This window comes from Streptomyces sp. SM11 (assembly GCF_002910905.1).
GTDB lineage: Bacteria > Actinomycetota > Actinomycetes > Streptomycetales > Streptomycetaceae > Streptomyces.
Genome location: NZ_NEUE01000228.1, coordinates 67,960 through 91,948, shown reverse-complemented (window position 1 = coordinate 91,948; position 23,989 = coordinate 67,960). Strand labels below are relative to the sequence as shown.

Annotated in this window: 24 protein-coding genes; 7 read left to right on the top strand and 17 right to left on the bottom strand. The window is 71.9% G+C overall.

From position 1 onward, the window contains the following. Positions 1–10 precede the first annotated feature (10 nt). The gene (locus B9S58_RS23505; protein WP_103534055.1) at positions 11–1,069 is read right to left on the bottom strand and encodes a vWA domain-containing protein; all 1,059 of its coding nucleotides are present in this window, start codon (positions 1,067–1,069) and stop codon (positions 11–13) included. A gap of 193 nt (positions 1,070–1,262) precedes the next feature. Between B9S58_RS23505 and B9S58_RS23500 the strand changes: the two genes are divergently transcribed. Beyond that, positions 1,263–1,715, top strand: coding sequence for a hypothetical protein (locus B9S58_RS23500; RefSeq protein WP_103534054.1), 453 nt, complete (start codon positions 1,263–1,265; stop codon positions 1,713–1,715). Positions 1,716–1,724: 9 nt separating this feature from the next. Here the strand turns inward: B9S58_RS23500 and B9S58_RS23495 are convergent, their stop codons facing one another. The 6 genes from B9S58_RS23495 to B9S58_RS23470 all read right to left on the bottom strand — a co-directional run bounded on the left by B9S58_RS23495 (position 1,725) and on the right by B9S58_RS23470 (position 10,461). Beyond that, positions 1,725–4,277 carry a collagenase gene (locus B9S58_RS23495; protein ID WP_103534053.1) on the bottom strand — a complete coding sequence of 851 codons (2,553 nt, stop codon included), beginning with the start codon at positions 4,275–4,277 and terminating at the stop codon, positions 1,725–1,727. A 324-nt stretch (positions 4,278–4,601) separates the two neighbouring features. Further along, positions 4,602–5,678, bottom strand: coding sequence for an ABC transporter ATP-binding protein (locus tag B9S58_RS23490; RefSeq protein WP_258044919.1), 1,077 nt, complete (start codon positions 5,676–5,678; stop codon positions 4,602–4,604). After that, entirely contained in the window at positions 5,675–6,739 is a 1,065-nt protein-coding gene (locus tag B9S58_RS23485) for an ABC transporter ATP-binding protein (protein ID WP_103534051.1), read from the bottom strand. Before B9S58_RS23485 ends, B9S58_RS23490 begins: the two co-directional genes overlap by 4 nt. Position 6,740: 1 nt before the next feature. Then, positions 6,741–7,727, bottom strand: a complete 987-nt coding sequence (locus B9S58_RS23480) for an ABC transporter permease (RefSeq protein WP_103534050.1) — start codon at positions 7,725–7,727, stop codon at positions 6,741–6,743. Then, positions 7,724–8,695 carry an ABC transporter permease gene (locus B9S58_RS23475; RefSeq protein WP_103534049.1) on the bottom strand — a complete coding sequence of 324 codons (972 nt, stop codon included), beginning with the start codon at positions 8,693–8,695 and terminating at the stop codon, positions 7,724–7,726. Before B9S58_RS23475 ends, B9S58_RS23480 begins: the two co-directional genes overlap by 4 nt. Positions 8,696–8,715: 20 nt before the next feature. Next, positions 8,716–10,461, bottom strand: a complete 1,746-nt coding sequence (locus B9S58_RS23470) for an ABC transporter substrate-binding protein (protein ID WP_103534048.1) — start codon at positions 10,459–10,461, stop codon at positions 8,716–8,718. A 354-nt stretch (positions 10,462–10,815) separates the two neighbouring features. Here B9S58_RS23470 and B9S58_RS23465 point away from each other — a divergent pair, with 354 nt between their 5' ends. Next, positions 10,816–11,526, top strand: a complete 711-nt coding sequence (locus B9S58_RS23465) for a GntR family transcriptional regulator (RefSeq protein WP_103534047.1) — start codon at positions 10,816–10,818, stop codon at positions 11,524–11,526. 46 nt (positions 11,527–11,572) lie between these two features. Here B9S58_RS23465 and B9S58_RS23460 read toward each other — a convergent pair whose 3' ends face one another. From B9S58_RS23460 to B9S58_RS23430, 7 genes are read right to left on the bottom strand one after another with little or no spacing between them, the layout of a single operon-like run. Continuing rightward, a complete protein-coding gene (locus B9S58_RS23460) occupies positions 11,573–12,523 on the bottom strand; it encodes an ornithine cyclodeaminase family protein (RefSeq protein WP_103534046.1) in 951 nt (316 codons plus the stop codon). Further along, positions 12,520–13,572 carry a proline racemase family protein gene (locus tag B9S58_RS23455; RefSeq protein ID WP_103534045.1) on the bottom strand — a complete coding sequence of 351 codons (1,053 nt, stop codon included), beginning with the start codon at positions 13,570–13,572 and terminating at the stop codon, positions 12,520–12,522. The genes B9S58_RS23460 and B9S58_RS23455 overlap by 4 nt, the downstream gene beginning before the upstream one ends. Continuing rightward, positions 13,569–14,570, bottom strand: coding sequence for a proline racemase family protein (locus B9S58_RS23450; protein ID WP_103534044.1), 1,002 nt, complete (start codon positions 14,568–14,570; stop codon positions 13,569–13,571). The genes B9S58_RS23455 and B9S58_RS23450 overlap by 4 nt, the downstream gene beginning before the upstream one ends. Position 14,571: 1 nt before the next feature. Then, positions 14,572–15,492, bottom strand: a complete 921-nt coding sequence (locus B9S58_RS23445; protein ID WP_103534043.1) for a dihydrodipicolinate synthase family protein — start codon at positions 15,490–15,492, stop codon at positions 14,572–14,574. 9 nt (positions 15,493–15,501) lie between these two features. Further along, on the bottom strand, positions 15,502–16,980 hold the full coding sequence (locus B9S58_RS23440) for an FAD-dependent oxidoreductase (RefSeq protein WP_103534042.1): 1,479 nt from the start codon (positions 16,978–16,980) through the stop codon (positions 15,502–15,504). Then, positions 16,973–17,236: a (2Fe-2S)-binding protein gene (locus tag B9S58_RS23435; protein WP_181009429.1), complete on the bottom strand. Its 264-nt coding sequence runs from the start codon at positions 17,234–17,236 to the stop codon at positions 16,973–16,975. The genes B9S58_RS23440 and B9S58_RS23435 overlap by 8 nt, the downstream gene beginning before the upstream one ends. Next, positions 17,233–18,393: an FAD-binding oxidoreductase gene (locus B9S58_RS23430; RefSeq protein ID WP_181009428.1), complete on the bottom strand. Its 1,161-nt coding sequence runs from the start codon at positions 18,391–18,393 to the stop codon at positions 17,233–17,235. Before B9S58_RS23430 ends, B9S58_RS23435 begins: the two co-directional genes overlap by 4 nt. A 170-nt stretch (positions 18,394–18,563) precedes the next feature. On the opposite strand from B9S58_RS23430, the gene B9S58_RS23425 reads away from it, so the two are divergent. After that, positions 18,564–20,180, top strand: coding sequence for an aldehyde dehydrogenase (NADP(+)) (locus B9S58_RS23425; RefSeq protein ID WP_103534040.1), 1,617 nt, complete (start codon positions 18,564–18,566; stop codon positions 20,178–20,180). On the opposite strand, the gene B9S58_RS37560 is transcribed toward B9S58_RS23425, so the two are convergent. After that, positions 20,164–20,349 carry a hypothetical protein gene (locus tag B9S58_RS37560; RefSeq protein ID WP_146063555.1) on the bottom strand — a complete coding sequence of 62 codons (186 nt, stop codon included), beginning with the start codon at positions 20,347–20,349 and terminating at the stop codon, positions 20,164–20,166. The genes B9S58_RS23425 and B9S58_RS37560 overlap by 17 nt on opposite strands. 361 nt (positions 20,350–20,710) lie before the next feature. Further along, a complete protein-coding gene (locus tag B9S58_RS23415) occupies positions 20,711–21,463 on the bottom strand; it encodes an alpha/beta fold hydrolase (RefSeq protein WP_103534038.1) in 753 nt (250 codons plus the stop codon). A 263-nt stretch (positions 21,464–21,726) separates the two neighbouring features. On the opposite strand from B9S58_RS23415, the gene B9S58_RS23410 reads away from it, so the two are divergent. The 4 genes from B9S58_RS23410 to B9S58_RS23395 all read left to right on the top strand — a co-directional run bounded on the left by B9S58_RS23410 (position 21,727) and on the right by B9S58_RS23395 (position 23,427). Beyond that, positions 21,727–22,065: a transposase gene (locus B9S58_RS23410; RefSeq protein WP_258044915.1), complete on the top strand. Its 339-nt coding sequence runs from the start codon at positions 21,727–21,729 to the stop codon at positions 22,063–22,065. A gap of 1 nt (position 22,066) precedes the next feature. Further along, the gene (locus tag B9S58_RS23405) at positions 22,067–22,624 is read left to right on the top strand and encodes an IS3 family transposase (protein ID WP_181009427.1); all 558 of its coding nucleotides are present in this window, start codon (positions 22,067–22,069) and stop codon (positions 22,622–22,624) included. Further along, positions 22,528–22,998: a DDE-type integrase/transposase/recombinase gene (locus B9S58_RS23400; RefSeq protein WP_103534036.1), complete on the top strand. Its 471-nt coding sequence runs from the start codon at positions 22,528–22,530 to the stop codon at positions 22,996–22,998. The genes B9S58_RS23405 and B9S58_RS23400 overlap by 97 nt, the downstream gene beginning before the upstream one ends. Positions 22,999–23,145: 147 nt before the next feature. Continuing rightward, the gene (locus B9S58_RS23395; RefSeq protein ID WP_103534035.1) at positions 23,146–23,427 is read left to right on the top strand and encodes a hypothetical protein; all 282 of its coding nucleotides are present in this window, start codon (positions 23,146–23,148) and stop codon (positions 23,425–23,427) included. A 277-nt stretch (positions 23,428–23,704) separates the two neighbouring features. Here B9S58_RS23395 and B9S58_RS38135 read toward each other — a convergent pair whose 3' ends face one another. Beyond that, positions 23,705–23,866: a hypothetical protein gene (locus B9S58_RS38135; RefSeq protein WP_181009426.1), complete on the bottom strand. Its 162-nt coding sequence runs from the start codon at positions 23,864–23,866 to the stop codon at positions 23,705–23,707. Positions 23,867–23,989 lie beyond the last annotated feature (123 nt).

Genomic DNA, 23,989 nt, shown 5'->3' with positions numbered 1-23,989 from the left:
GTAGGGGGCTTCAGAGCATGATGAGCAGGCGCGTATCGGCCTTGAGCTTCCTGTTCACCGAGCGGCTCTGCACATACACCTCCAGCGCGGGGTTGTTGCCGGCCTTCACGGAGACGGTCCCGCGGACACCGGCACCGAACAGGAGGTTGCGTGCCGCCTCACCCGTGTAGGCACGGTCGGTGTCCTTCTCGACCACGATGACCTCCTTGTCGGGCTGCACCTGAACCCGGGTGCCCAGCTGGTAGTAGCAGGAGCCGCGTTCATAGGTGACGCCCGGGTGCGAGTCGACGAAGGCGCGGATCTCCATCTCCTTGTCGACCTTCAGCAGGCGGTACTTGTCGGCCGCGACCGGTTCGAGGTTGGCCCGCACATCGTCGACCGATATGTCCTGGCCGACGGCGAACAGGTTCTTCGTGCCGCGCACCCCCTGCTCTCTGCCGCGGAGGAAGCTGGTGGCGGCGGCGCGCACAGTGCCGATCGCGTCCTCGACGCCCTTCTGGGAGTCCGCGTCCCAGATGGCGATGTTGCCGGCCGGGAAGCCGTAGTTCTGGGCGGTGCGCTTCGCCAGGGAGTTGGGAACGAGGATCGCGGAGGTCCAGTGCCCCGGGAGCCCGTTCATCTTCGCGGTGATCCGGTCGAGCCAGGGGCCGAGGATGGTCATGTCGCCGTCGTGCCGCCGGTCCCCGCCGGAGGCGTTCTCCTCGCCGTCCGTCACCACGATCTGGAGGAAGCTGTGCTCGCCGTACTCCTCCCAGATGTGCCCCAGGTCGTCCAGGGACTTCAGCGAGGCCTCGATGAGCGCCGTGGCACCGTTGTTGACCTTGTACAGCCCCCGCATGGACGGAAGGTGCTTCACATCCATGTCCCAGACCAGGTTCTCCACCCGGTGGTCGAAGGAGTAGAGGCTGATCCGCGTCTCATGACCGAGGCTGTCCGACTCGGCCTTCAGCCCCGCCACGAACTCGTCGACGACGCGGATGAGCTGACTCTGGTGCTGGTACATGGAGCCCGAAGCGTCCACGACCAGAGCGACGTGATTCACCTTGTGCTGGATCCTGTTGGCGGACATGGTTCTGCTCCTTCATCCGGTGCTCCCCGAGTGATGTCTTCGACTCTATGGGGAGGCACTGACATCGCCCTTCGGCCGACGATCACCTGCCCCGGGGCCCGTGGGACACCCTGCGGCCGAACGCTGTAGTGCCCGAGTAACGACCCTTGTCCAGCGTCCGGACTCCCCCGTCCCGTCCCTGGAGGAGAACCCTGTGCACCTGCCCCGACCGTCCTGGCGCAGAAGCGCCGGCTGGATGGCGACCACCTTCACCGCCAGCGCCCTGCTGACCGCGACACCGCCCGCCTCCACCTCGGCGGACACCGTCCCGCGGCCGAGTCCGCGAAGGTCGGCGCTGCGCCTCGCCCGCGCCGAGGTGGCACGGGCGGAGCGCACCGGGGAGCAGCTCGCCGAGGTGGAGGCCCGCACAGCGGTCGGGACATCGTTGTCGAAGCTGGCCCGGGCGCTGGAGGGCGCGCGGGAGCCGGCCCGGGCCGAGTCGCCGGCCGGGGCGTGCCGTACCCGGCGGGAACGCGCCGGGCGGTGTGGGCGAGGCGTTGCCGCGCGAGGTGCGGGGACCGTCCGGGCCGGACTCGTGTCCCGACGGCCCGGGAACACGGCCGAGCCGGGGCCGGCGCCGATGGCGCCGATCCCGGCCGGGCGGTGAACCGGCGGGTCAGTACTCGGTGGTGACGGTGGCGCCGCTGAAGGCGGCCACCGCGTGGAGGCTGATGTAGTTGGCGCCGGACGGCGGGTTGCTGATCGTCAGCGTATGGGAGTTGCCGGGCCCGGTGGCCCGGTTGGTGTGCGAGCCGGTGGTGGCCCAGTTGAAGTTGCTGTAGTAGAGGTCGGCGTCGCCGGTGCCGCCGCTGACGGTGATCTTCAGCTGCTCGGTGCCGGCCGGGATGTTCAGGTAGAGGTAGGAGTAGTCGCGGGTGGTGGCGGAGAGGTTGCTGCGGCGGCAGTCCTTGCCCAGCACGCGGGTGTCGGAGTCGGTGCACTCGCCGACGGCGGAGCCGCCGGCGACGGTGACCTCCCGGGTGGCGGTGTCCGTGGCGCCCTTGTCGTCGGTCACGGTCAGCCGGACGGTGTAACTGCCCGCGGCACTGTACGTCTTGGCGGGGTTGGTCCGGGTGGAAGTGGTGCCGTCGCCGAAGTCCCAGGCGCGGGAGGCGATGGTGCCGTCGGCGTCGGTGGAGCGGTCGGTGAGGGTGACCGTCAGATCCTTCACCGCGGCGGTGAACCCGGCGGCGGGGGCCTGGTTGCCCGGCTGGCCGCCGCCACCGCAGTCACCGGCGGCGCAGGCCGCCAGCCAGGTCTTCCAGTCGCTGTCGTAGCGGGTGCCGATGGTGCTGGTGAGGTAGGTCCGGGCGGCGCTCCACTCCCCGGCGCGGTAGTGGCCGAGCACCTTGTCCAGGTCGGCGGGGTGCTTCTCCAGCATGTACCGCACGGCGAGGTAGCCCCAGCGGTACACCCGTGTGGTGTCGTGGCTGTAGTCGGTGCTGAACAGGGTGCTCAGGGCGTAGGTGCTCTTGCCCGCCTCGGTCATCGCCGCGGTGTAGGGCTCCTCGCGGTAGTGGTAGGAGATGTACTCCGCGAAGCCCTCGACCCACCAGATGGTGGGGGTGGTCATGTTGGCGGCGAAGTCGCCGTACATGGTGAAGCGGCCGTCGAGGTAGTGGGTGTACTCGTGGTTGAGGTTCCAGATGTGGAAGTCGGGCCGCAGCCACTCGGCCTCGTAGGCGATGAAGCGGGGCTGGTTGCCCACGACGGAGGGGTCGCCCTCCAGGTACATGCCGCCGTTGTTGGTGTCGATCCCGTACATCGCACCGGCGTACGTCTGGTAGTCGGCGCTTGAGTCGTAGGCGATCACCTCGATGGCGGTGTTGTTGTCATCGGCGACCGGGCCGTTGTCCCGTGCGATCCGGTGGAAGTAGGCGTCCTGCTCGATGAGGCTGGTACAGCTGGCGTTCAGCTCGGCGGACGTCATCTGCTGGGCGAGGATGCGGATGCTGGGGCTACAGGTGTGGCGCACCGGCAGGACCTCGCGCTTGAGGCGTTCCTGGAGGTCGCAGATGCCGTAGGTGGAGCAGTTCGCCCTGTCGTAGTAGTCGGCCATCTCCGCTATGCCCACCCAGAGCGGGGCGGTGGGGCCGGTGATGGAGGTTTGCCGGAGCAGGGCGGTGGCCTGTGGGCGGACCTTGCTCCGCAGGCTCGGGTGCTGGAGGAAGCGGCTCAGCTCCCGTCCGGCGTTGGAGGTCAGATACGCCTGGTCGCCCTCCAGCAGGGAGAGGTGGTCGGCGGCGAAGCGGTACAGCGAGTCGATGAGGCTCGGGTCCGACTCGACGGCACTGACGAACGCGGGCACCTGATGGCCCCGGAAGGTCACCGTGTACACGTTGTTGACCGCGGCGAGCATCCGCGGGAACGCGTTCCAGGAGGAGTCGTAGTCCGCCAGCATCCGCTTGACGACGGAGATGTACCGGGCGTTCTCCGCGGCGCTGTCGATCAGGATGACCGCCTCGGACAGCGTCTCGCCGTTGTCGTCGGTGACGTCACGCGACCGGGGGCTCGCGAAGAAGCCGTCGAGGCCCGAGCGGATGGCGGTCCGCAGGGCGGGGCCGTACGGTCCGACGACGTCCGGGTTGTACCACTGCACGTAATACCCGGCCCGGAGGTAGAGCACGAGCTGCGGGATGCCGGTGCTCCCGTCGCCCGGGTAGTAGGCGGAGTTGTCGCGCAGCGCGTAGGCCACCGAGACCATCTGAGCCTCGCGGAAGGCCAGTCGGGCGTTGTCGCCGGTGAGGCTGAACAGGGTGTTCACGCAGCCCGTGGTGGACGCCTTGATCTGCCGCACCAGTTCGCTTCCGGTGCGGCCGGTGAAGTCGGCCGGGTCGCACGCGGCGGCCGCCTTCGTCGAGGACTTCCTGCCCGCGCTCTGCTTCCGCGGGGCGTCCTGGTGGCCGTAGGCCTCCTTGAGGGGGGACTTGTCGGCGCTCAGCGGAGGGAGCTGGGACGCCTTCAGCCGGCCCTTGAGCCGGTGACCGGCGTCCGAGGTGGGGGACTGCTGCGCCTTAGGCGCGGGGTCGGCAGGCCCGCCGGGGCGGGACGGTCGCGACGCGTTCGATGCCGTGGCGGCCGAAGGGGAGTTCGGCTGCGCCTGGGCCGGCTGCGCGAGCAGCGCGACGCTCATCGCCCCGGCAAGAGCCAGGGGCAGAACGGCACCCACACCTCGGCGGACGAGTGTGGTTCTCACGTTGTTTCCTCCCATGAGGGATCGGAGGCACGCACGTGCGTGACCGATGGGATGTACGGGGCGTGGGCCAGGGGGTGTTGTCGTGCCGTGTTGTCGTGCTGCCGGCCGGACGGATGGGGCCGATGCCCGGAGTTGACATGCCCACACCCTGTAGCATGTACAATTGCACAGGTCACACTTCACAGGGAAGACATATGACCGAATCCGATGCGACTTCCCGGTGAACGCCGCCCAGCGGCAAGGGGGCGGTCCGTCGGGGAGGGGCGGCCGGGGGTGCTCCGGGCCGCCGGGAGTCTCTCAGCCCGTCTCGGGGAAGTGGCAGGCCGCCGTGCGCACGCCGGAGCCCACCACCCGGAGCAGCGGCCGCTCGGTGCGGCAGACCGCCAGCGCCTTGGGGCAGCGCGGATGGAAGCCACAGCCGCTGGGCGGCGCGGCAGGGCTCGGCGGGTCGCCCAGCAGGATGATCCGCTCCCGGCGCCGCTCCGCCGCCGGGTCGGGCAGCGGAACCGCCGAGAGCAACGCCCGGGTATAGGGGTGCGCCGGCCTGTCGTACAGCTCGCGCTTGTCGCCGATCTCGACGATGCGGCCCAGATACATCACCGCCACCCGGTCGCACACCCGCTTCACGACGGACAGGTCGTGGGCGATGAAGAGGAACGACAGCCCCAGTTCGTCACCCAGACGCTCCATCAGGTTGACGACCTGGGCCTGGACGGACACGTCGAGCGCGGAGACCGGCTCGTCGGCGACGATCAGGCGGGGGCCGGTCGCCAGGGCGCGGGCGATGCCGATGCGCTGGGCCTGACCGCCGGAGAACTGATACGGGTGCCGGTCCAGGTGTTCGGCGCCCAAGCCCACCAGGTCGAGCAGCTCGGCGGCCCGGTCCCGGGCCGCCGCGACCGTGGATCCCTGCACCAGCAGTGGTTCGCCGATGATCCGGGCGACGGTCTGCCGCGGGTTCAGGGAGGCGTGCGGATCCTGGAAGATGATCTGGAGGTGCCGCCGGACGGGCCGCAGCTCGCGCGGGGACAGATGGGTGATGTCGCGGCCCTCGAACTCGACGGACCCCGCGGTGGGTTCCAGCAGCCGGACCAGCATCCGGCCCGTGGTGGACTTGCCGCAGCCGGACTCCCCGACCAGCCCGAGGGTCTCCCCCGCCGCGAGCTCCAGATCGACACCGTCCACCGCGCGGACCGGCGCGGCGGCCCGCCCCAGGACGCGGCGGCCGGGGAACGTCTTCACCAGATCGCGTACGGACAGCAGGGGCGGCGACGGGGCGGGCCCGGTCACCGGGGAGCCCCCGGTCGCCCTGCGCCTCCCGGTCTCCTCCGAACGGACCTCTGGGCGACGGGACGGGGGATGCGTGGGTTTCATCGGGCCTCCTCGGCCGGTACGGGGGCACCGCCGGGCGGACCGGGGTGCGGGGCGGCCGGCAGGGGGAGGTGGCAGGCGACCAGCCTGCCACCGCCGGGTACGTCCCTGGGGCGGGGGCTCTCCCCGGCGCAGCGGGCCCGCTCCGGGGCGGTGGCGGCGGCCGACCGGGGGCAGCGCGGCGCGAAGGGGCAGCCGGCGCGCGGCTCGGCCGGTGACGGCGGGGAGCCGGGGATGGCGCGCAGCGGTGCGTCGTCCGGGTCGTCCAGGCGGGGCAGGGAGTCCAGGAGGCCCCGGGTGTAGGGGTGCGCGGGGCTGTGGAACAGGTCGTCCACCGGGGCCTGTTCGGCGCCGCGCCCGCCGTACATGACGAGCACCTCGTGGGCGACGCGGGCCACCACTCCCAGGTCGTGGGTGATCATCAGCACGCCCAGTCCCCGTTCCTGCTGGAGCCGGGCGACCAGTTCGAGGATCTGGGCCTGGACGGTGACGTCGAGCGCGGTGGTCGGTTCGTCGGCGACGAGCAGTTCGGGTTCGCAGGACAGGGCCATGGCGATCATGGCGCGCTGGCGCATGCCGCCGGAGAACTGGTGCGCGTACTCCCCCGCCCGGCGGGCCGGTTCGGGGATGCCGACCTCGCCGAGCATGTCCACGGCGCGTCGGCGGGCGACGCGCCGGCCGCTGCCGAAGTGGTGCCGGTGGGCCTCCGCGATCTGTTCGCCGACCGTGTACGCGGGGTGCAGCGCGGACAGCGGGTCCTGGAAGACCATGGCCATCCTGCGTCCGCGCAGCCGGCCGAACCGGCGGTCGGACAGGCCGAGGAGTTCCTGTCCGGCGAGCGAGATCGATCCGCTCACCCGGGCCCTGCGGTGCAGGCCCATCACGGCGAGGGAGGTGACCGACTTTCCGGAGCCGGATTCGCCGACCAGCCCCAGGGTGCGGCCGGCCGCCACGGTGAAGGAGATCCCGTCGACCGCCTGGACGGTTCCGGCGGGGGTGTCGAAGGCGACCCGCAGGTCGTGGACGCGCAGCAGGGGGTGGTCGGGTTCGGTGGTGGGCGGCACGTCAGTTCCTCACCCTCGGGTCGACGACGGCGTACAGGAGGTCGATGGCGACGTTGGCCGCCACGATGAAGAAGGCCGCGAGCAGGGTCACGCCGAGCACGACGGGCTGGTCGGAGCGTTGCAGGGCGTCGTAGAAGAGCCTGCCGACGCCGGGGATGCCGAAGATGGACTCGGTGATGACCGCTCCGGCCAGCAGGGCCCCGAGGTCCATGCCGAAGAGCGTGAGCACCGGCATCATCGCGGAGCGCAGCCCGTGTTTCAGCACGACGGTCCGGGCGGGCAGGCCCTTGGCGCGGGCGGTCCGGATGTACGGCTGTCCCATCGTCTCGATCATCGAACTGCGGCTCTGGCGGGCGTACATGGCGGCGTAGAGGAGCGCCAGGGCGATCCAGGGCAGCAGCAGGTTGACCGCCCAGGCCAGGGGGTCCTCGGTGAGCGGGACGTAGGCGGGGTAGGGCAGCAGCCCGGTCAGCCGGACCAGCCCGTACAGGAGCATCACCGCGGTGAAGTAGACGGGCAGGGAGGCCGTGGCCACCGCGCCGACCATCAGGGTGCGGTCGAGGAGTCCTCCCTTGCGCAGGGCGGCGGTCACTCCGGCGCTCAGCCCGAGCACCAGCCACAGGCAGGCGGCGCCGAACGCCAGGGAGACGGAGACGGGCAGGCGGTCCATCAGCAGGTCCCACACCGGCAGGGCGTTCTCGTAGGAGTAGCCGAGGCAGGGGAAGCCGCACTGCAGAGCGTGGGGGCCGCTGCCCAGCTCGCGGCCGGCGAAGATGCCGACGAGGTAGTCGCCGAACTGCCGCCACACGGGCTGGTCGAGCCCCATGAAGTGGCGTACTTCCGCCAGGCGTTCAGGACTGCACGTCTTGCCGCAGGCCGCCGCGGCGGGGTCGGCGGGCAGCAGGTAGAAGATGACGAAGGTGACGGCGCAGATGGCGAGCAGGACGCCGGCCACGCCGAGTATCCTGCGGACCAGGTAGAAGATCACGGGCGTCCTCCCTGGGGGTCGAGGATGTCGCGCAGCGCGTCGCCGAGGACCGTGAAGGCGAGGACGGCGACGAACAGGAAGACGCTGGGGACGATGAAGTACATGGGGTCCGTCTCGTAGTACGCGACGGCCTCGGCGATCATCTGGCCCCAGGAGGGCGTGGGCGGGCGCACACCCACCCCGAGGAAGCTGAGCGCCGCCTCGGTGCTGATCATTCCGGGGATCAGCAGCGTGGTGTACGCGATGACGGGCCCGGAGATGTTGGGCAGTACCTGCCGGGTGAGGATGCGCCAGGGCCCGCTGCCGCAGGCGCGGGCGGCCGCGACATATTCGCGGTGGCGCAGGGAGAGGGCCTCGGCGCGCACCACGCGGGCGATGCCGGGCCAGCCGAAGACGCCGATGACGACGGTCATCAGCACGACCCGGTTGACGTCCTGGGCCACCGACATCATCGCGATCATGAAGATGAGCGACGGGAAGGACATGGTGAGGTCCATCAGCCGGCTCAGCACGGTGTCGACGCGGCCGCCGAAGTAGCCGGCCGCGATGCCGGCGACGGTGCCGGTGACGACGACGATCGCGGTGGCGGCGAAGGCGATCAGCAGGGAGGCCTGGGCGCCGTGGACGACGCGGGCGAACAGGTCGCGGCCGGTGACCGGTTCGACGCCGAGCCAGTGTTCGGCGCTGATGCCGCCGAGGGCCCCGTGGGGCAGGCCGCCGAGGTAGGGGTCGATGGCATCGGCGTCGAACGCGGTGGGCGACCAGCCGCCCAGCCGGCTGAGGAGGGGCGCGGTGAGCGCGACCAGGATGAGCAGGGCGGCGGCGATCAGGGCGGTCCGGCTGCCCCGGTCGCCCCACAGGCGGCGCCAGGTGGTCCGCCAGGGGGCGTCGGGCAGGGCCGGGGAGCCGGGTCCGCCGGCTGCCGGGGCGTCACCCGGTCCGGTGGCAGGCGTGCTGAGGGTGGTCATGGCGATGTGTCCTCGTCCCCTCAGCCCTTGCTCCGGGACGGGTCCTTCAGGCCGATCACCGCGAAGTCGAACTGACCGGTCCAGGAGGGGTGTCCGAAGGCGCCGGCGATGTTGTCGCCGACGAGCAGCGGTTTGCGCTCCCAGAGCAGGGGGATGGCCGGCGACGTGCGCTGGATCTCCTGGTCCAGTGCGGTCCACGCCTTGTTGGCGGCGGTCGCGTCGGGCATCGCGGCGATCTCGTCCATGCGCTTCTCCACGGCCTTGTCGCGGAACTGGGAGACGTTGCCCTGGTTGCCCTTGGGCTTGATGGTGCGGCCGTCGAAGACGAACGGCAGGAAGGTGGCGGCGGACGGGTAGTCCGGGCACCAGCCGCTGATGGCCATGTCGGGGGCGTTGGCGGTGTCGCCGATGGTGTCGTAGTAGACCGAGGGGTCGACGGTCTCGATCCGCAGCCGTACGCCGACCCGGGCCAGGCTCTGCTGGAGCGCCTCGGCGCGGGTCTTGTCGCCGGTGGACACGGTGATCGTCGTGTCGAAGCCGTCGGCCTCGCCCGCCTCGGCGAGAAGCTTCCTGGCCTTCTTCACATCTCCGGTGGCCGGTCCCTCGTGGACCGGGTCGGCGGGCCGGCCGCCCGTCAGGGACGGGGGCAGGTAGCCGGTGGCCACGTCGTTGAGGGCCGGCCCCCCGTTGGCGGTCACCTGGGCCTCCTTGTCGACGGCGTACTGCATCGCCCGACGGAGCTTCGGGTCGTCGAACGGCGCCCGGGAGGTGTTCAGCGCGAGCATGTCGGTACAGCCGGTGCGCTCGGCGGAGAGCCGTTGACGGATCTCGGGCTTCGGCAGGACCTTGGCGACGCTGGAGGGCTGTAGATCGGACCACTCGACCGCGGAGGCGTCGGCGCCCGCGCTCTCGATGATCCGGTCGTCGATCTGGCCGCCCTTCAGGCCCTGGATCACGATGATGCGGTCGGGGTACGCCTTGCGCACCGGGTCGGTCGCCGCGTCCCAGCGGGGGTTGCGGACCAGCACCAGCTTCTTGCCGCGTGCGTAGCTCTCGATGCGGTACGGCCCGGAGGAGAAGGGCCGCAGATCGTACTGGACACCCTTCTCCCGGGATTCGGGCACGGGCGAGAAGGTGGGCAGCGTGACGGTGTAGGAGAACTCGGCGACGGGTCTGCGCAGCGAGAAGACGATGGTCCGGTCGTCAGGAGTCCGGATCGAGTCGAGGTGCTCGCCGTCCAGCGGACCGGCGTACCCCTCGGTGCCGGCCAGATAGCGCTGGGCGTAGTCGGGGCCGCCGGCGAGGTCCGGGGCGAAGGAGCGCTCGACGTTGTACTTGATGTCGCGGGCCCGGATCGGGGTGCCGTCCTCGTACACGAGGCCGGGCTTGAGGGTGAAGGTCCAGGTGCGGCCGCCGTCGGAGGAACTGCCGAGGTCGGTCGCGAGGTCGGGGACGATCTCGCTGCCCTTCTTCCCGGGTGCGGCCCGGAAGGTGGTCAGGGTGCGGTAGATCAGCCGGGTGCCGAAGTCCATGGTCGGCATGACCCAGTTGCGGGCCGGGTCCAGATGGGCGAAGTCCTGGTTGGACAGCACGGTCAGGGTGCCGCCCCGCTTCGGAGTGCCGCCGATGACGGTGCCGGTCGCCACACCGGGCTGCCGCTCGTCCGGGCCGCGGTCGTCACCTCCCTGTGTGGTGCAGGCGCCCAGCAGGACCAGGGCGAGCGGGGCGGACAGGGATACGGACAGCGCGCGGGTGCGACGGGACATGGATGCACTCCTCGTACGGGGATGGGGCACGGCGAACGCGGAACAGGCCGGAGGAAGGAGAAGGGGCCCGAAGGACTTGGCGGTCCGGGCGGCCGGGCGGGCCGGAGGGCGGCTGCTTGCAGAACGCGAGGCGGAGCGGGCCGGAGAATGCGGCCGCGTCGGATCGCGTGACCCGTAACATAGTAATGTGAAATTGCACAGCCAAGGAGTTCGTCGCCCCGTTACCGAAACGTGTCCCCTCTGCCCCCGGAATCGCCCGCCGGCCTCCGCGCCCGCAGCGCCGTTCGGGGATGATGCGACGCCGAGCAACGTGACATTGTATAGTGCGGTGACAAATGATGTGAAGGGGAACGCATGAGTGAGCTGAAGTCCCGCAAACTCATCTCGGTGCAGGAGCATCTGCGCGACCAGGTGGCCAACGCCCTGCGTGCCGCGCTGATCGCGGGGGAACTCCAGCCCGGCGTGATCTACTCGGCGCCCACCCTCGCCGCCGAGTACGGCGTCTCCGCCACGCCCGTGCGCGAAGCCATGCTGGATCTGGCCCGCGAGGGCCTGGTCGAGGCCGTGCGCAACAAGGGGTTCCGGGTCACCGAACTCTCCGAGCGCGACCTGGACGAGTACACCGAGATCCGCGCGCTCATCGAGATCCCCACCATCGGCCGCGTGACCCGCACGGCCTCCCGCGAGCAGTTGGAAGCCGTGCGCCCGGTGGCCGAGGAGATCGTGACCGCCGCGCAGGCCGGCGATCTGATCACCTATCTGGAGTCGGACCGCCGCTTCCACCTCGACCTGCTCGCCCTCGCGGGGAACGCCCGCCTCGTCGAGACCGTGGCCGACCTGCGCAAGCGCTCCCGGCTCTACGGGCTCACCGACCTGTCCCAGGAAGGGTCGCTGGTGGGTTCGGCGCGGGAGCACACCGCGCTCCTGGACATCATGATCGCGGGGGACGCGGAGGGGGCCGAGGAGCACATGCGCCGCCATCTCGCGCATGTGCGGACCCTGTGGGCGGCCCGGAAGCGGGAGGCCGAACGCGCCGCCCCGGCCCGTAGGCTCGGCGCACGCTGACGCCGGAGTCCGGGCAGGGTCAGCGTGCGTCGACGTTCAGCTCGGCTCAACTCACCTCCGCACCCCCGACCGTCCCCTCCGTCCGACGGTAGGCCGCGGCGGCGACCACCAGGTCCTGCCAGCCCATCCCGCACGTCTTCACGACCAACGGGCGGTCGGCCGGGGCTGCGGCGGCCCGTGCACCGGCCAGGTCCGCCAGGGTGACCAGGGCGTCCGGGGCGAGCGCGCCCTCGCGGATCGCCATGACGACGTCGCCCGCCTCACGGAGGGCGGTCCCCCGGCTCTCCACCAGGACGGTGGCGCGCCCCATCAGCACGCTGTCCAGTTCCCGCGCGGCCGGTTCGTGCGAGCCGACCGCCAGCACCACCGCGCCGTCGCGCACCAGCCGCCCGTCGACCACCGGTGCGCGCGCGGACGTCGCGGTGACGACGAGGTCCGCGCGCCGCACCAGGGCCGCCACTTCCCCGTCGTCCGCCGCCACGTGCCGGTCCGCCCAGCGGGGAACGGGCCCCCCGCGCCGGGTGACGACGGTGACGTCGGCCACCGGGACATGGGCCCGTACGGTGGCGACGTGCCCCTCCCCCTGGGGGCCCGCGCCGTAGACCACCAGCCGCAGCCCCCCGCACCCGTCGGCGAGCGCGCGCAGCCGTTCCAGGCAGGCCGCGACCGAGACGGCGGGGGTGCGCAGGGTCGTCAGCGCCACCCCGTCAAGGAGAGCCACCGGCCTCAGGGTCGCGCTGTCGTGCAGCAGATACGTGGCGTTGATCCGCCGCAGCCCGCGCGCGGCGTTGCCGGGCGCGACGGTGGCGACCTTCACGCCGAACCAGCCACCGTACTCGGAGGGCATGAGCAGCCCCTGACCGTGCGCCAGCGGCAGGACCGCCCGCGGTACGTCACCGTCCGGGTCGAACCCTCCGGCCAGCGCCTCCCGGACCGCGGCGACGGCGCCGGCCGGGCCGAGCGCGAGCACGTCCTTCTCGTCGAGCGTCACCGTCATCGCAGCACGAACCCGGGTACGAGGGTGTCGTCGGGATCGACGGTGAAGCGGCTGGTTCCGATGGCGTACGCGGTGCCGGTCACGGCCGGGACGACCGCGGGGCGGCCGTGCACCGTGGTCAGTCGCTCGATCCGGGCGTGGAAGACCGACCCCACGACCGACTCGTGCCGCAGCTCGTCGCCGGGGCGCAGGTCCCCGGCGTCGGCGAGGAGCGCCACCCGGGCCGCGGTGCCCGAGCCGCACGGGGAGCGGTCGACCTGGCCGTCCGCGAACACCGTGACGTTGCGGTGGTGCAGCCTCCTTGCGCCGTCGGGCCGTTCGACCGGGGTGCCTGCCGCCTCGGTGAACACCGTGCCGTAGACGCCGGACAGCCGGGGATCCCCGGGGTGCTCGGCGGCGTCGGCGGCGTTCAGCGCGTCGCGGATCTCGCGGCCGGCCGCGACGATCGCGGTGACGTCCGGCGGCCGTACCCGCAGGCCGAGCCGGTCCGCCGGAAGCACGGCGTACATGGCACCGCCGAAGGCGATGTCGACGGTGAGGGTTCCGTACGAGGTCGCCACCTCGACGCCGCGCGCGTGGACATGGCCGGGGACGTTGATGAACGTCACGTCCGCGACCCGGCCGCCGGCCGTGCGCACGCTCGCCGTGACCCGGCCGGAGGGGACGTCGATGACGACGTCCGTGGTGCCGTCGGCCGGCGCCGGGACCAGGCCGGTGGTGACCGCCCAGGCGCCGAGAGCGATCGTACCGTGGCCGCAGGCCGTGGAGAAGCCGTCCCGGTGCCAGAAGAGGGCGCCGAGGTGGGCCCCGGCATCGTCCGGCGGGACCAGGAAAGCCCCGTACATGTCGGCGTGGCCGCGCGGTTCGCCGCACAGCAGGGACCGGGTCCACCGGGCCCCGGCGTCGGCCATGGCGACCGTGCGGCGCTCGGCCACGGTGAGCCCGGGCCCGGTCACGGCCGGTGGGGGCGCGGGCACGATGCGGAATGGTTCGCCGCCGGTGTGCCAGTCGGCCGCCCCGATCGGCCCGGTGTACGGTTCGGCCGTCATACGGTGAACCCCGCCGGGTAGGGGTCCGTGGGGTCGAGCAGATACTGCGCGGTCCCGGTGATCCAGGCGCGGCCGGTGACGGAGGGCAGGACGGCGGGCTGGCCGCCGACCGTGGTCTCCGCCAGGATCCGGCCGGTGAAGCGGGAGCCTATGAACGACTCGTTGACGAAGTCCTGCCCGGGCTCCAGCATTCCGCGCGCGTGCAGTTGGGCCATCCGGGCGCTGGTTCCCGTCCCGCAGGGCGAGCGGTCGAACCATCCGGGGTGGATCGCCATGGCGTGCCGCGAGTGCTCGGCGGTCGAGCCGGGGGCCTCCAGATAGACGTGGTGGCAGACGTCGATCGCGGGATTCTCCGGATGTACCACCGGGTTCTGTTCGTTGATCGCCTTCATGACGCCCAGGCCCGCGTCGAGCAGCCGTTGCTTCTCCGACCGGCCGAAGGGGATGCCGAGGTCCTCGGTGCGCACGATGGCGTAGAAGTTGCCGCCGTACGCCATGTCGTAGCGGACCCGGCCGAATCCCTCCACCTCGACGACCTGGTCCAGCGCGTGGCTGTAGGAGGCGACGTTCTCCAGGGTGACGGATTCCGCGCGGCCGTCGCGCACGGCGACCCGTGCCCTGACGAGACCGGCGGGGGTGTCGAGGCGTACGACGGTCTCCGGTTCGACCGCCTCGACCATGCCCGTCTCCACGAGGACCGTCGCCACACCGATGGTGCCGTGGCCGCACATGGGCAGGCAGCCGGAGACCTCGATGAACAGCACGCCGAAGTCGGCGTCCGGCCGGGCCGGGGGCTGGAGGATGGCTCCGGACATGGACGCGTGCCCGCGCGGCTCGCACATCAGCAGGGTGCGCAGCCCGTCGCGCTCGGCCATGAACCGCTGCCGTCGTTCGGCCATGGTCGCGCCCGGCAGGACGCCCACCCCGCCGGTGATGACCCGGGTCGGCATTCCCTCGGTGTGCGAGTCGACCGCGTGGTAACAGACCTTTGAGCGCACGTCAGTTCACCCCGGCGTCGATGAGGGCCTGGGTGGCGGAGCGGACGACGGCCTCGGTCTCCGGGTCCAGGGTCTGCCGGGGCGGACGGCAGGCGCCGCCGGTCCGGCCGATCATGTCCTGACCGAGCTTGATCGCCTGGACGAACTCGGTCCTGCTGTCCCAGCGCAGTACGGAGTGGAGCCGCCGGTAGAGCGGGAGCGCGGTGTCGAGATCGCCTGCCAGCGAGGCGTTGTAGAGGTCGAGGCAGGCGCGCGGGAAGACCTGGGGGTAGCCGGCGACCCAGCCCTTGGCGCCGGCGACGGCGACCTCCAGGAGGGTGTCGTCGGTGCCGATGATCAGGTCCAGGCCGGGGGCGAGCTCGTTGATGGCGTAGCACCTGCGGACGTCGCCGGAGAACTCCTTCACGCCCACGATGAAGCCCTCGGCGTGCAGCTTGGCCAGCAGCTCCGGACGCAGGTCGACCTTCGTGTCGATGGGGTTGTTGTAGGCGGTGACGGGAAGCCCGGCGGAGGCCACCATCGCGTAGTGCTCCAGGACGGCGCGGTCGTCGGCCCGGTAGGCGTTGGGCGGCAGGCACATGACGGCCTGGCAGCCGGCGTCCTTGGCGAACCTCGCGTGCCGCCGCGCCTCGATCGCGCCGTACGCTCCGACGCCCGGCATCACGGTGAAGCCCTCGGGGGCGTTCGCGACGGCCGTCTCCACGACGCGGTCGCGTTCCTCGTACGTCAGGGTCTGGTACTCGCCCAGCGAGCCGTTCGGGGCGACGCCGTGCAGGCCCTGTTCGGCGAGCCAGGCGACGTTGTCCCCGAAGGCGCCGTGGTCGACGGCGAGGTTCCGGTCGAAGGGGAGGCTCGTCGCGACGATGATTCCGTGCCAGGGCAAACGCGTGCGGGTGGAGGTGGAGGTGGAGGTGCGGTCCATGGGAACTCCTCAGGTGTGATCGGAAGTGGACTCGCCGGAATCGGCGAGCGCACCGAGGGTGACGGGGGTCGCGATCAGCCGTTCGGCGGGGGCGTACGGCTGGTCGCGGGCGGAGACGAGGCAGTGCACGGCGGGCCCGCACATCCGGCCCTGGCACCAGCCCATGCCGGCCCGGGTCAGCTGTTTGACCTGCCGGTGGTCGGATGCCGCGGCGTCGGCGCGGGCGGACCGGACCGCCCCCGCGGTGACCTCTTCGCACCGGCAGACCGGTGTGTCGTCGGTCAGCCACGTGGGCCAGGCCGGCGGCAGGGGGTGTGCCTGTGCCATCGCCCGGGCGAAGGAGCGGTGCCGGGCCACGGCCCGGCGCTCCGCGGCCGTGCGCCGGGCGTTCGGCCGGCCCGGCGCGGGAAGGTCGGTGAGCACCGAGACGGCGGCGACGCGGCCCTCGCTCACCGCGAGCGCGGCCCCGCCCACGCCGCAGGTCTCGCCCGCCGTGTACAGCCCGGGCACCGTGGTGCGCTGCCCGTCGTCGACGGCGGCGGCCATCGTGCCGTCGCCCGCGTCGGCGAGCTCGCAGCCGAGGGGGAGCAGGAGGTCGAGCTGGGGTACGAAGCCCCAGCCGACGCCCACGGTGTCGGCCTCGATCCGGCGCTCCGTACCCGGCAGCGGGCACCCGTCGGCGTCCAGGGAGGCGGTGCGCACGACGGCGACCCGCCCCGCCTTCTCCTCCTCCCCTTCCGCGCCGACGATCGCGGTGCGGGTGCGGACCGGGACCCGGTGCCGGGCGAGTGTGCCGGCGTACCGGGCGGCCTCGGCCCACTTGGCCGGGTTGCGCAGCAGCGGCACGGGATGACGCAGCCACGCCGAGGGCGCCGCCGCCTCGCACACGGCGACGACCTCGGCCCCGCGTGCGGCGAGGGCCGCGGCGACGGGCAGCAGGAACGGGCCCGTGCCGCCGAGGACCACCCGGCGGCCGGCGACGACTCCCCCGCCCTTGAGCAGCGACTGGAGCCCGCCGACGGTGAGCACACCGGGCAGGTCCCAGCCGGGGAAGGGGAGTTGGCGGTCGTAGGCGCCGGTCGCCACCAGCAGGGCCGGTGCGCGCAGCACGACGGCACGCTCCTCGGGCGCCCGGCCGCGGTCCACGGCATGGACGGTGAAGCCGTCCTCCTCGCGGGCCGTGGTCCACACGTGGTGGTTCAGCAGCAGCGTGAGCCGCCCGGTGCGCTCGTGGGCGGAGAGGGTGGCGCGTAGCGCCCGGTAGGTGCGCAGGCCGTGGTGCAGGTCGGCGGTCGGAATGGTCCCCTGCGCGTGGGGTGGTGGGTGGCGCCAGAACTGGCCGCCCGGGGCGGCGCCCGCGTCGACGAGGACGACCCGCAGCCCGCCGTCCAGGGCGGTGGCGGCGGCGGCCAGGCCGGCCGGGCCCGCACCCACGACCACGAGGTCACGGGGGTCACTCGGCGCCACGAGGTCACCGGGCTCACTCATCGTCGGCCTCCCCGGTCGTGACGGCCATGCCCGCACGGGCCTGCACCAGACAGGCGCGCTGCCCGCCCGTGCCGTCGACGGTCACCAGGCAGTCGTAACAGACGCCGATCCCGCAGAAGATCCCGCGGGGCCGCTGCCCGCCCCGGGTGGTCCGCCAGGCGACCCGGCCCGAGGCGACGAGCGCGGCGGCCAGGGTCTGTCCCGGTACGAACGGCAACGGCTCGCCGTCCACGGTGAACGCGGTCACTGCGGTCACTTCGGCACACCTCCGGTGGTGAGGAATCGGTCGGGCAGAAGGCCGGTATGGGCGGCCGGATCGGCGCCGCGCCACGGGCGGCCGAGCAGATGGGCGGTGACGAGGGCGCCGGTTCCGGGGGCTAGGCCGACGCCGGCGCCCTCGTGGCCGCACGCGTGGACGACGCCGGGGACGCGGGGGTCCGGGCCGACGACCGGAAGATGGTCCGGGCAGTACGGCCGGAAGCCCCGGTAGGCACGGATCAGGTGGACGCCGCGCAGGAACGGGAAGAGGCGGCACGCCTGCGCGGCGAGCGCGGTCACCACGGCCGGGTTCATCGAGGTGTCGAAGCCGACGCGTTCGCGGCTGGCGCCGATCAGGATCGTGCCCGCGCGGGTGCCCTCGACGACGCAGGAGGTCTCCAGACCCTCGTCGCTGGAGGCGACGTTGGCGACGTAGTCGGCGGAGTAGACCTTGTGCCGGATCATCGGCGGCAGCGGCTCGGTGACGAGGACGAAGCCCCGGCGCGGCAGGATCTCGACGGGCGCGCCGAGCCGGCGTCCGACCTCGCCGCCCCAGGTGCCCGCGGCGTTGACCACGGCGTCGGCGGGCAGCACCGTGCCCTCGGCGGTGCGCACTCCGGTGATCCGGCCGTCGGCTCCGGTGACCGCGGCGGCGGCCTCGCCGGTATGCGTCCGAGCGCCGCGCCGGACCGCGGCGCGCAGCAGTCCCGCCGCCGCGAGCACGGGCTGTACCTGGGCGTCCTGCGGGTAGTGGACGCCGCCGGGGAGGCCGGGCGCGCTGTGCGGTTCGAGATCGCTGACGCGTTCGACGGGTTCGGTGCGGACGCCGGACGCCGCCTGGCGCGCGGCGAACGCGTGCAGGGCGATGAGGGCGTCGAGCGTGCTCGCGACGACCAGGCCGCCCTTGGCGTCGAATTCGACGGTCTCCGGGCCGAGTTCCTCACCGGCCTCGTCCCACAGGTCACGGCTGAGCCGGGCCAGTTCCAGTTCGGGTCCCGGCTCCTTGTCGGAGAGAAGAATGTTGCCCTCCCCCCGGCTGGTCGTGCCCGCGCCGACGGGGCCCCGGTCGAGAACCGTGACGTCGAGGCCCGCCGCGGCGGCGTGGAACGCGCAGGCGGCGCCCACGATGCCCGCACCGACGACTACGACTTTCATGGCCACCCCTTAGTGCCTTTCACGGCCACCCCTTAGTGCAATGTCACATGCCATTGCTTAGGCTATACATCTGGACGACCCGAGGACAACGCCACCGCCCCGGTGACTTTTCACCCGGGCACCCGACGACGGCGCGCCGCCCGCCGGCGCGCACAGGGAGACACATCGCTGTGAATCCGACCGGAAACCCCTCTCCGCCCGTGGACTCGCCCCTGCCCGGGCACGCACCCCTGTCCGGACACTCACTCCTGGCCGGCCGCGAGGCCCCCGGCACCGGGGACGCCTGGCACGCGGTCGCCGCCGCGACCGGCGAACCGTTCGGCCCTCCGCACCGGGACGCCTCGGCGGAACAGGTCGCCGAGGCGGCCCGGCTCGCCGCGGCGGACGCCCGTGCCTACCGCGCGCTGCCGCCCGAGCGGCGGGCGGCCTTCCTCGACGCCTGCGCGGCGGAGATCGAGGCGCTCGGCGACGCCCTGCTGGAGCTCGCGGCCCGGGAGACCGGACTCCCGGCGGCCCGGCTGACCGGAGAACGGGCGCGCACCTGCGGCCAGTTGCGCCTCTTCGCCGACCTGGTCAGGAGTGGGACGGCGCTCGGTGCCCGGATCGACTCCGGCCCCTCGGGCACCGACGTACGGCTCCGGCGCATCCCCCTCGGCCCGGTCGCCGTGTTCGGTGCGAGCAACTTCCCGCTGGCGTTCTCGGTCGCGGGCGGGGACACCGCGTCCGCGCTGGCCGCCGGCTGCCCCGTGGTGGTCAAGGCGCACCCCGCGCACCCGGGCACCGGTGAGGCGGTGGCCCGCGCAGTCACGGCCGCCGCCGCGCGCACCGGCATGCCGGCCAGCGTGTTCTCCCTGCTGGTGGGCCGGGGCCACGACGTCGGCCTCGCCCTGGTCGGCGATCCACGGATCACCGCGGTGGGCTTCACCGGCTCCCGGGCCGGCGGGCTGGCGCTGGTCGCCGCGGGCCGGTCGCGGCCGGTGCCCATCCCGGTCCACGCCGAGATGTCCGCGGTCAATCCCGTGATCATGCTCGACGGGGCCCTCGCCGAACCGGAACCGGCGGCCGGCTCGTACGTGGCGTCGCTGACCAACGGCGCGGGGCAGTTCTGCACGAACCCCGGCCTCCTGCTGCTGCCGGCCGGACCGGCGGGTGACGCCTTCCTCCCGGCCGTGGCCCGGACCCTGAAGGCCGCGGAGGGGCAGGTCATGCTCACCCCGGACATCGCCCGGGCGTACACCGAGGGCGTACGCCGGTGGGAGGCCGTCGCCGGCGTACGGGAGGTGGCCCGGGGCACCGCCGGGCCCGGCCCGTACGCACCGGCGCCCGTGATCCTGGAGTGCGACGCGGCCACGTACACCGCGCACGAGGAACTCACCGGCGAGGTGTTCGGCGCCGCGGGGCTCGTCGTGCGCTGGTCCGGTACGGAAGAACTCCTGCGCCTGCTGGAGCAGTCGGAGGGACAGCTGACGGCCACCCTGCACGGGACGGACGCCGACCGGGCGACGGCCCTGGAGCTGCTGCCGGTGCTGGAGGAGCGGGCGGGCCGCGTTCTGTGGGGCGGCTGGCCCACCGGCGTCGAGGTCTGCCACGCGATGGTGCACGGGGGGCCGTGGCCCGCGACGAGTTCCCCCGGAACGACGAGCGTCGGCACCCTCGCGGTCGAGCGCTGGCTTCGCCCGGTCTGCTACCAGTCCCTCCCCGACACCCTCCTGCCTCCCGAACTCCGCGACGACAACCCCCTGCGGGTCCCCCGGCGGGCAGGGTCCGGCCTCACCCAGGAAGCTTGAACTCCGGCAGCACCACCGCCGCGTGGACCGGCCACCCCTCCGCCGGGGACCTTGGGCCGAGACCGCGCGGCAGGGTGTTGCGCTGCTCCAGCGCCCGGGCGACGCTCGGGAGGAGTACCGCGTCACCCTTGCCGACCCGGTCCCGGCCCTGTTCCTGATAGAGCGTCACGAACGTACGGGGGTCACGCTCGTGGGCGGTGGGGCCCGCGGCGTGAACCCGTTCGGCCGCCGGGGGCCGGCTGGCATGTACGCGCCGACGAGCACGGGCCGGAACCCTGGCCGTCCGGGTGACGGTCGGGCGTGTGGACACCACGGGCGCACGGCCGACGAGCATCCGCTCACACGCTTCTACGTTGCTGTCCCCCTGCCGCATGAGCTCGAAGTATGCCGCCCGCACAGCAACCAGCGTCCTGCGCCCCTGCGGTGCACGATCCGGACGAATCTCATGGCCCATCGCATCCCCTGAGCTGGAGTGTTGCAACGACCACGAGAACGGAAGAGAACGATGTGGGATCCGGCCGTGTCGGTGCTCACGCCGCCAGATCGGCCAGGCGCCGGGCCATGTAGTCCAGCGGCTCGCGGGGGGCTGTGTCGAAGAAGAAGTGACCGCCCTCGAAGACCTCCATCTCGAAGGGGCCGGTCGTGTACTCGCCCCACTCGCGCGCCTCGACCGGACTCACCTGCGGATCGTTGTCGCCGGTGAGTGCGTACAGCGGGCAGGTGAGCCGGGTGCCCGGCCGGTAGCGGTAGGTCTCCGTGCTGCGGTAGTCGCTGCGGATGGCGGGTAGCACCATGTCGGCGATGTCCGGGTCGTCCAGCGCGTTGTTGCCGCTGAGCTTCTTCACGTGCGAGATCAGCTGGGCGTCCGACGCCGAGTGCACCTGCTCGTCGACGACGCTCGCCGGAGCACGCCGGCCGGAGGCGAAGAACCCCAGCAGGTCCACGCCTTCCCGCTCCAGCCTCGCGGCCACCTCGAAGGCGAGTGTGGCGCCCATGCTGTGGCCGAACAGCGCGAGCGGGAGGTCCGGTCGCTGACGGAGCACCGCCGTCACGGTGTCGGCCAGCTCGTCCATGGACTCGGTGAACGGGACCGCCAGGCGGTCCTGCCTGCCGGGGTACTGGAGGACCTGCACATCGGCCACGGAGGACAGCGCCTTCGACACCGGGAAGTAGTACGACGCGGATCCTCCCGCGTGGGGGAAGCACACCAGCCGGACCGGGGCGGCCGGGGCGGGGTGGAACCGGCGTATCCACCCGCTCGTCTCCACGGGACTTCCTGACATGTCTGTTGACGTCCTTTCAGTAGTTCCGGGGTCCTTCGGCAGACCCCGGGCCCTGGCGAACTCCGGAACCCCCGCGGTACGCGGCGGGGCGGCCTTCAGCTCCAACGGCCTTCCACGGGCTGCGGTCGAGGAGCGGCTGCCACCCGTGACGGTTGTCGGCGTACCAGCGGATGGTCTCCTTGGCCCCCATTCTCGAAGGGGACGATGGCGGTGACCATCCCCTCGTAGCGTGGAGCCCGTGATTGCAGGGGAAGTTGGGATTCATGGGGTCCAAGAAGAAGCCGCCGTACGACGCCGAGTTTCGTGAGGGCGCGGTGCGGATCGTGGTCGAGACCGGGAGGTCGGCCGGCGAGGTCGCCGGGGAGCTCGGCATCAACCCGGGCACGCTGCACAGCTGGGTGTCGCGGTGGCGGCGCAACGGGACGACGTCCTCGGACCGGCCCGTACAGCCGACAGCCGACAGTGGCGGTGGCGGTCGGGTGCGGGAGGCCGAGCGTGCCGAGCTGGCGCGGCTGCGCCGGGAGATGGGTGAGAAGAACAAGCGGATCCGGGAGCTGGAGAGGAGCGTGATGTCTTCAAGCGATGCATGGCCCTCTGGGTGAAGTGACCGAGAACGCTCCGGAGGCGGTGGTCGCCTTCATCGGTAGCCAGAGGGTCGAGCATGGCGTCCCGCACCGGGTGTCCTGCCGGGTGGTCGGGGTGAGCGAGGCATGGTTCTACAAATGGCGCCGACGCCCCGGCGAGCCGACGAAACGCGAGGTCAGGAGGGCGAGGCTGGAGGAGCGGATCATCCACTTCTTCACCGAGTCCGGCGGCACCTACGGCTCGCCGAGGATCACCTCGGACCTGTGGGCGGAGAACTGGAAGGTGTCGGTGAATACCGTCGCCGAGATCATGGCCGAGCTCGGCCTGCAGGGCCGCAAGCCCCCGCCCAGGCGGCGGTCGCTGACCCGGCAGGGCAAGCGGAAGGCTGCCCCTGACCTGGTGAACCGCCGTTTCGACGCGGTCGCCCCGGACGTGCTCCGGTACGGCGATATGACGGGGTCGAGACCGGTGAGGGCAAGATCTGTCTGGCCACGGTCATCGATGCGTTCTCGCGCCGCTGCCTCGGCTACGCCATGGGCGAGCACCATGACGCGGCCCTGGTCGGGGCGTCGTTGAAGATGGCCACCGCGACGCGCGGCGGCCGACGGGACAGGACGATCTTCCACAGCGGCAGGGGAAGTGAGTACACGTCAGAGCCGTACAACACCCTGTGTGACCGCCTGGGCGTGGTGCAGTCCATGGGCCGGGTGGGGTCGGCGCTGGACAATGCCGCCGCGGAGTCGTTCAACTCGCTGCTCAAGGTCGAGTACATCCACCGGCACCAGTTCGCCACCCGCACCGAGGCCCGCCTGAGGATCGCCACCTGGATCACCGGGTTCTACAACCCGCGACGCAGGCACAGCGCGGCCGGCGACCTGCCGCCGGAGGAGTTCGAACGGACCATCACCGAAGCACGCAAGAAGAGCGACCAGAGGCGCAAGGCCGCATAGGAGAGGTCTCTACGGAACCAGGGGATTGACACTACTTCAACGTCGCCAATATCGACGGCAAGGTGGTATTTCTCGACTTCCAGTCAGGCAAGGCCAATCCAGCCGCGAAGAGATATCGCAACTACTACCTCATGAGGACCAACTGAAATGCTTGACAAGGAGCAGGCGGAGCGCAGAGCTGCGGAGTTCCTCGCGGGCGAAAGCCGTTCCTGGGGACCGTCCTCCTCTGTCCGGATCATCCCCGAGTATTGCTTCACCGACAGGGGGCAGTTCATCGCCCCCTACGACCACATCGACTTCCTCGACAACGGACGCGAGGACATGCAGCTCGGCGGAAACCTGCTGGTCGCGGTCGACCTGACCACCGGAACCTGCCGCTTCATCGACTGGGAAGAGGCGGACGCCCTCATGGAACGCGACCTGCTCTGAACAGGACTCACTCCCAGCATACAAAGCGGGCCTCGAAGGATCATCCCGGCGAGGCCCGCTCCCCGCCCCATCCGAGGCACCTTTCTCGGCGGGCTTAAGAATAGCCCCACACTCCACGTGCAGGGTTATCGGAAATATCGCCAAGGGCGAGGTCCATTCCTGAGCGGTGAGTTCGGCGCCAGCGCGCTTTCCCAGTCGAACGATTGTCGACGACGGCTGAATTCCGGTTTGGGAACACTTTCGGTGCCAGAGCTGCGGAGGGTCACCACAGCCGCGATCATGAACAGCCTCGAACTGTAAGCGGGGATCGTTTGCGAAGCGGATCGAAGCTGGCCCGGCCGAACATCTGCCGCTTCTGCATGGTGAGGTCGGCGACGCCGGCGTCGAGACCTTGGCCGAGGCCGTCGGCGAAGCCGTCCAGGGCCGGCAGGTCGTCCACCGCGAGCGCGGGACAGCAGGCAACGGTGCAGCCCTCGGGCCACCCCTGATGCAGAAAGGCGCAAGGAGACCCCCGTGCCGGAGCCCTCCCCTCGTGCCGATGATCCGGTCCGCAGGGCCGCAA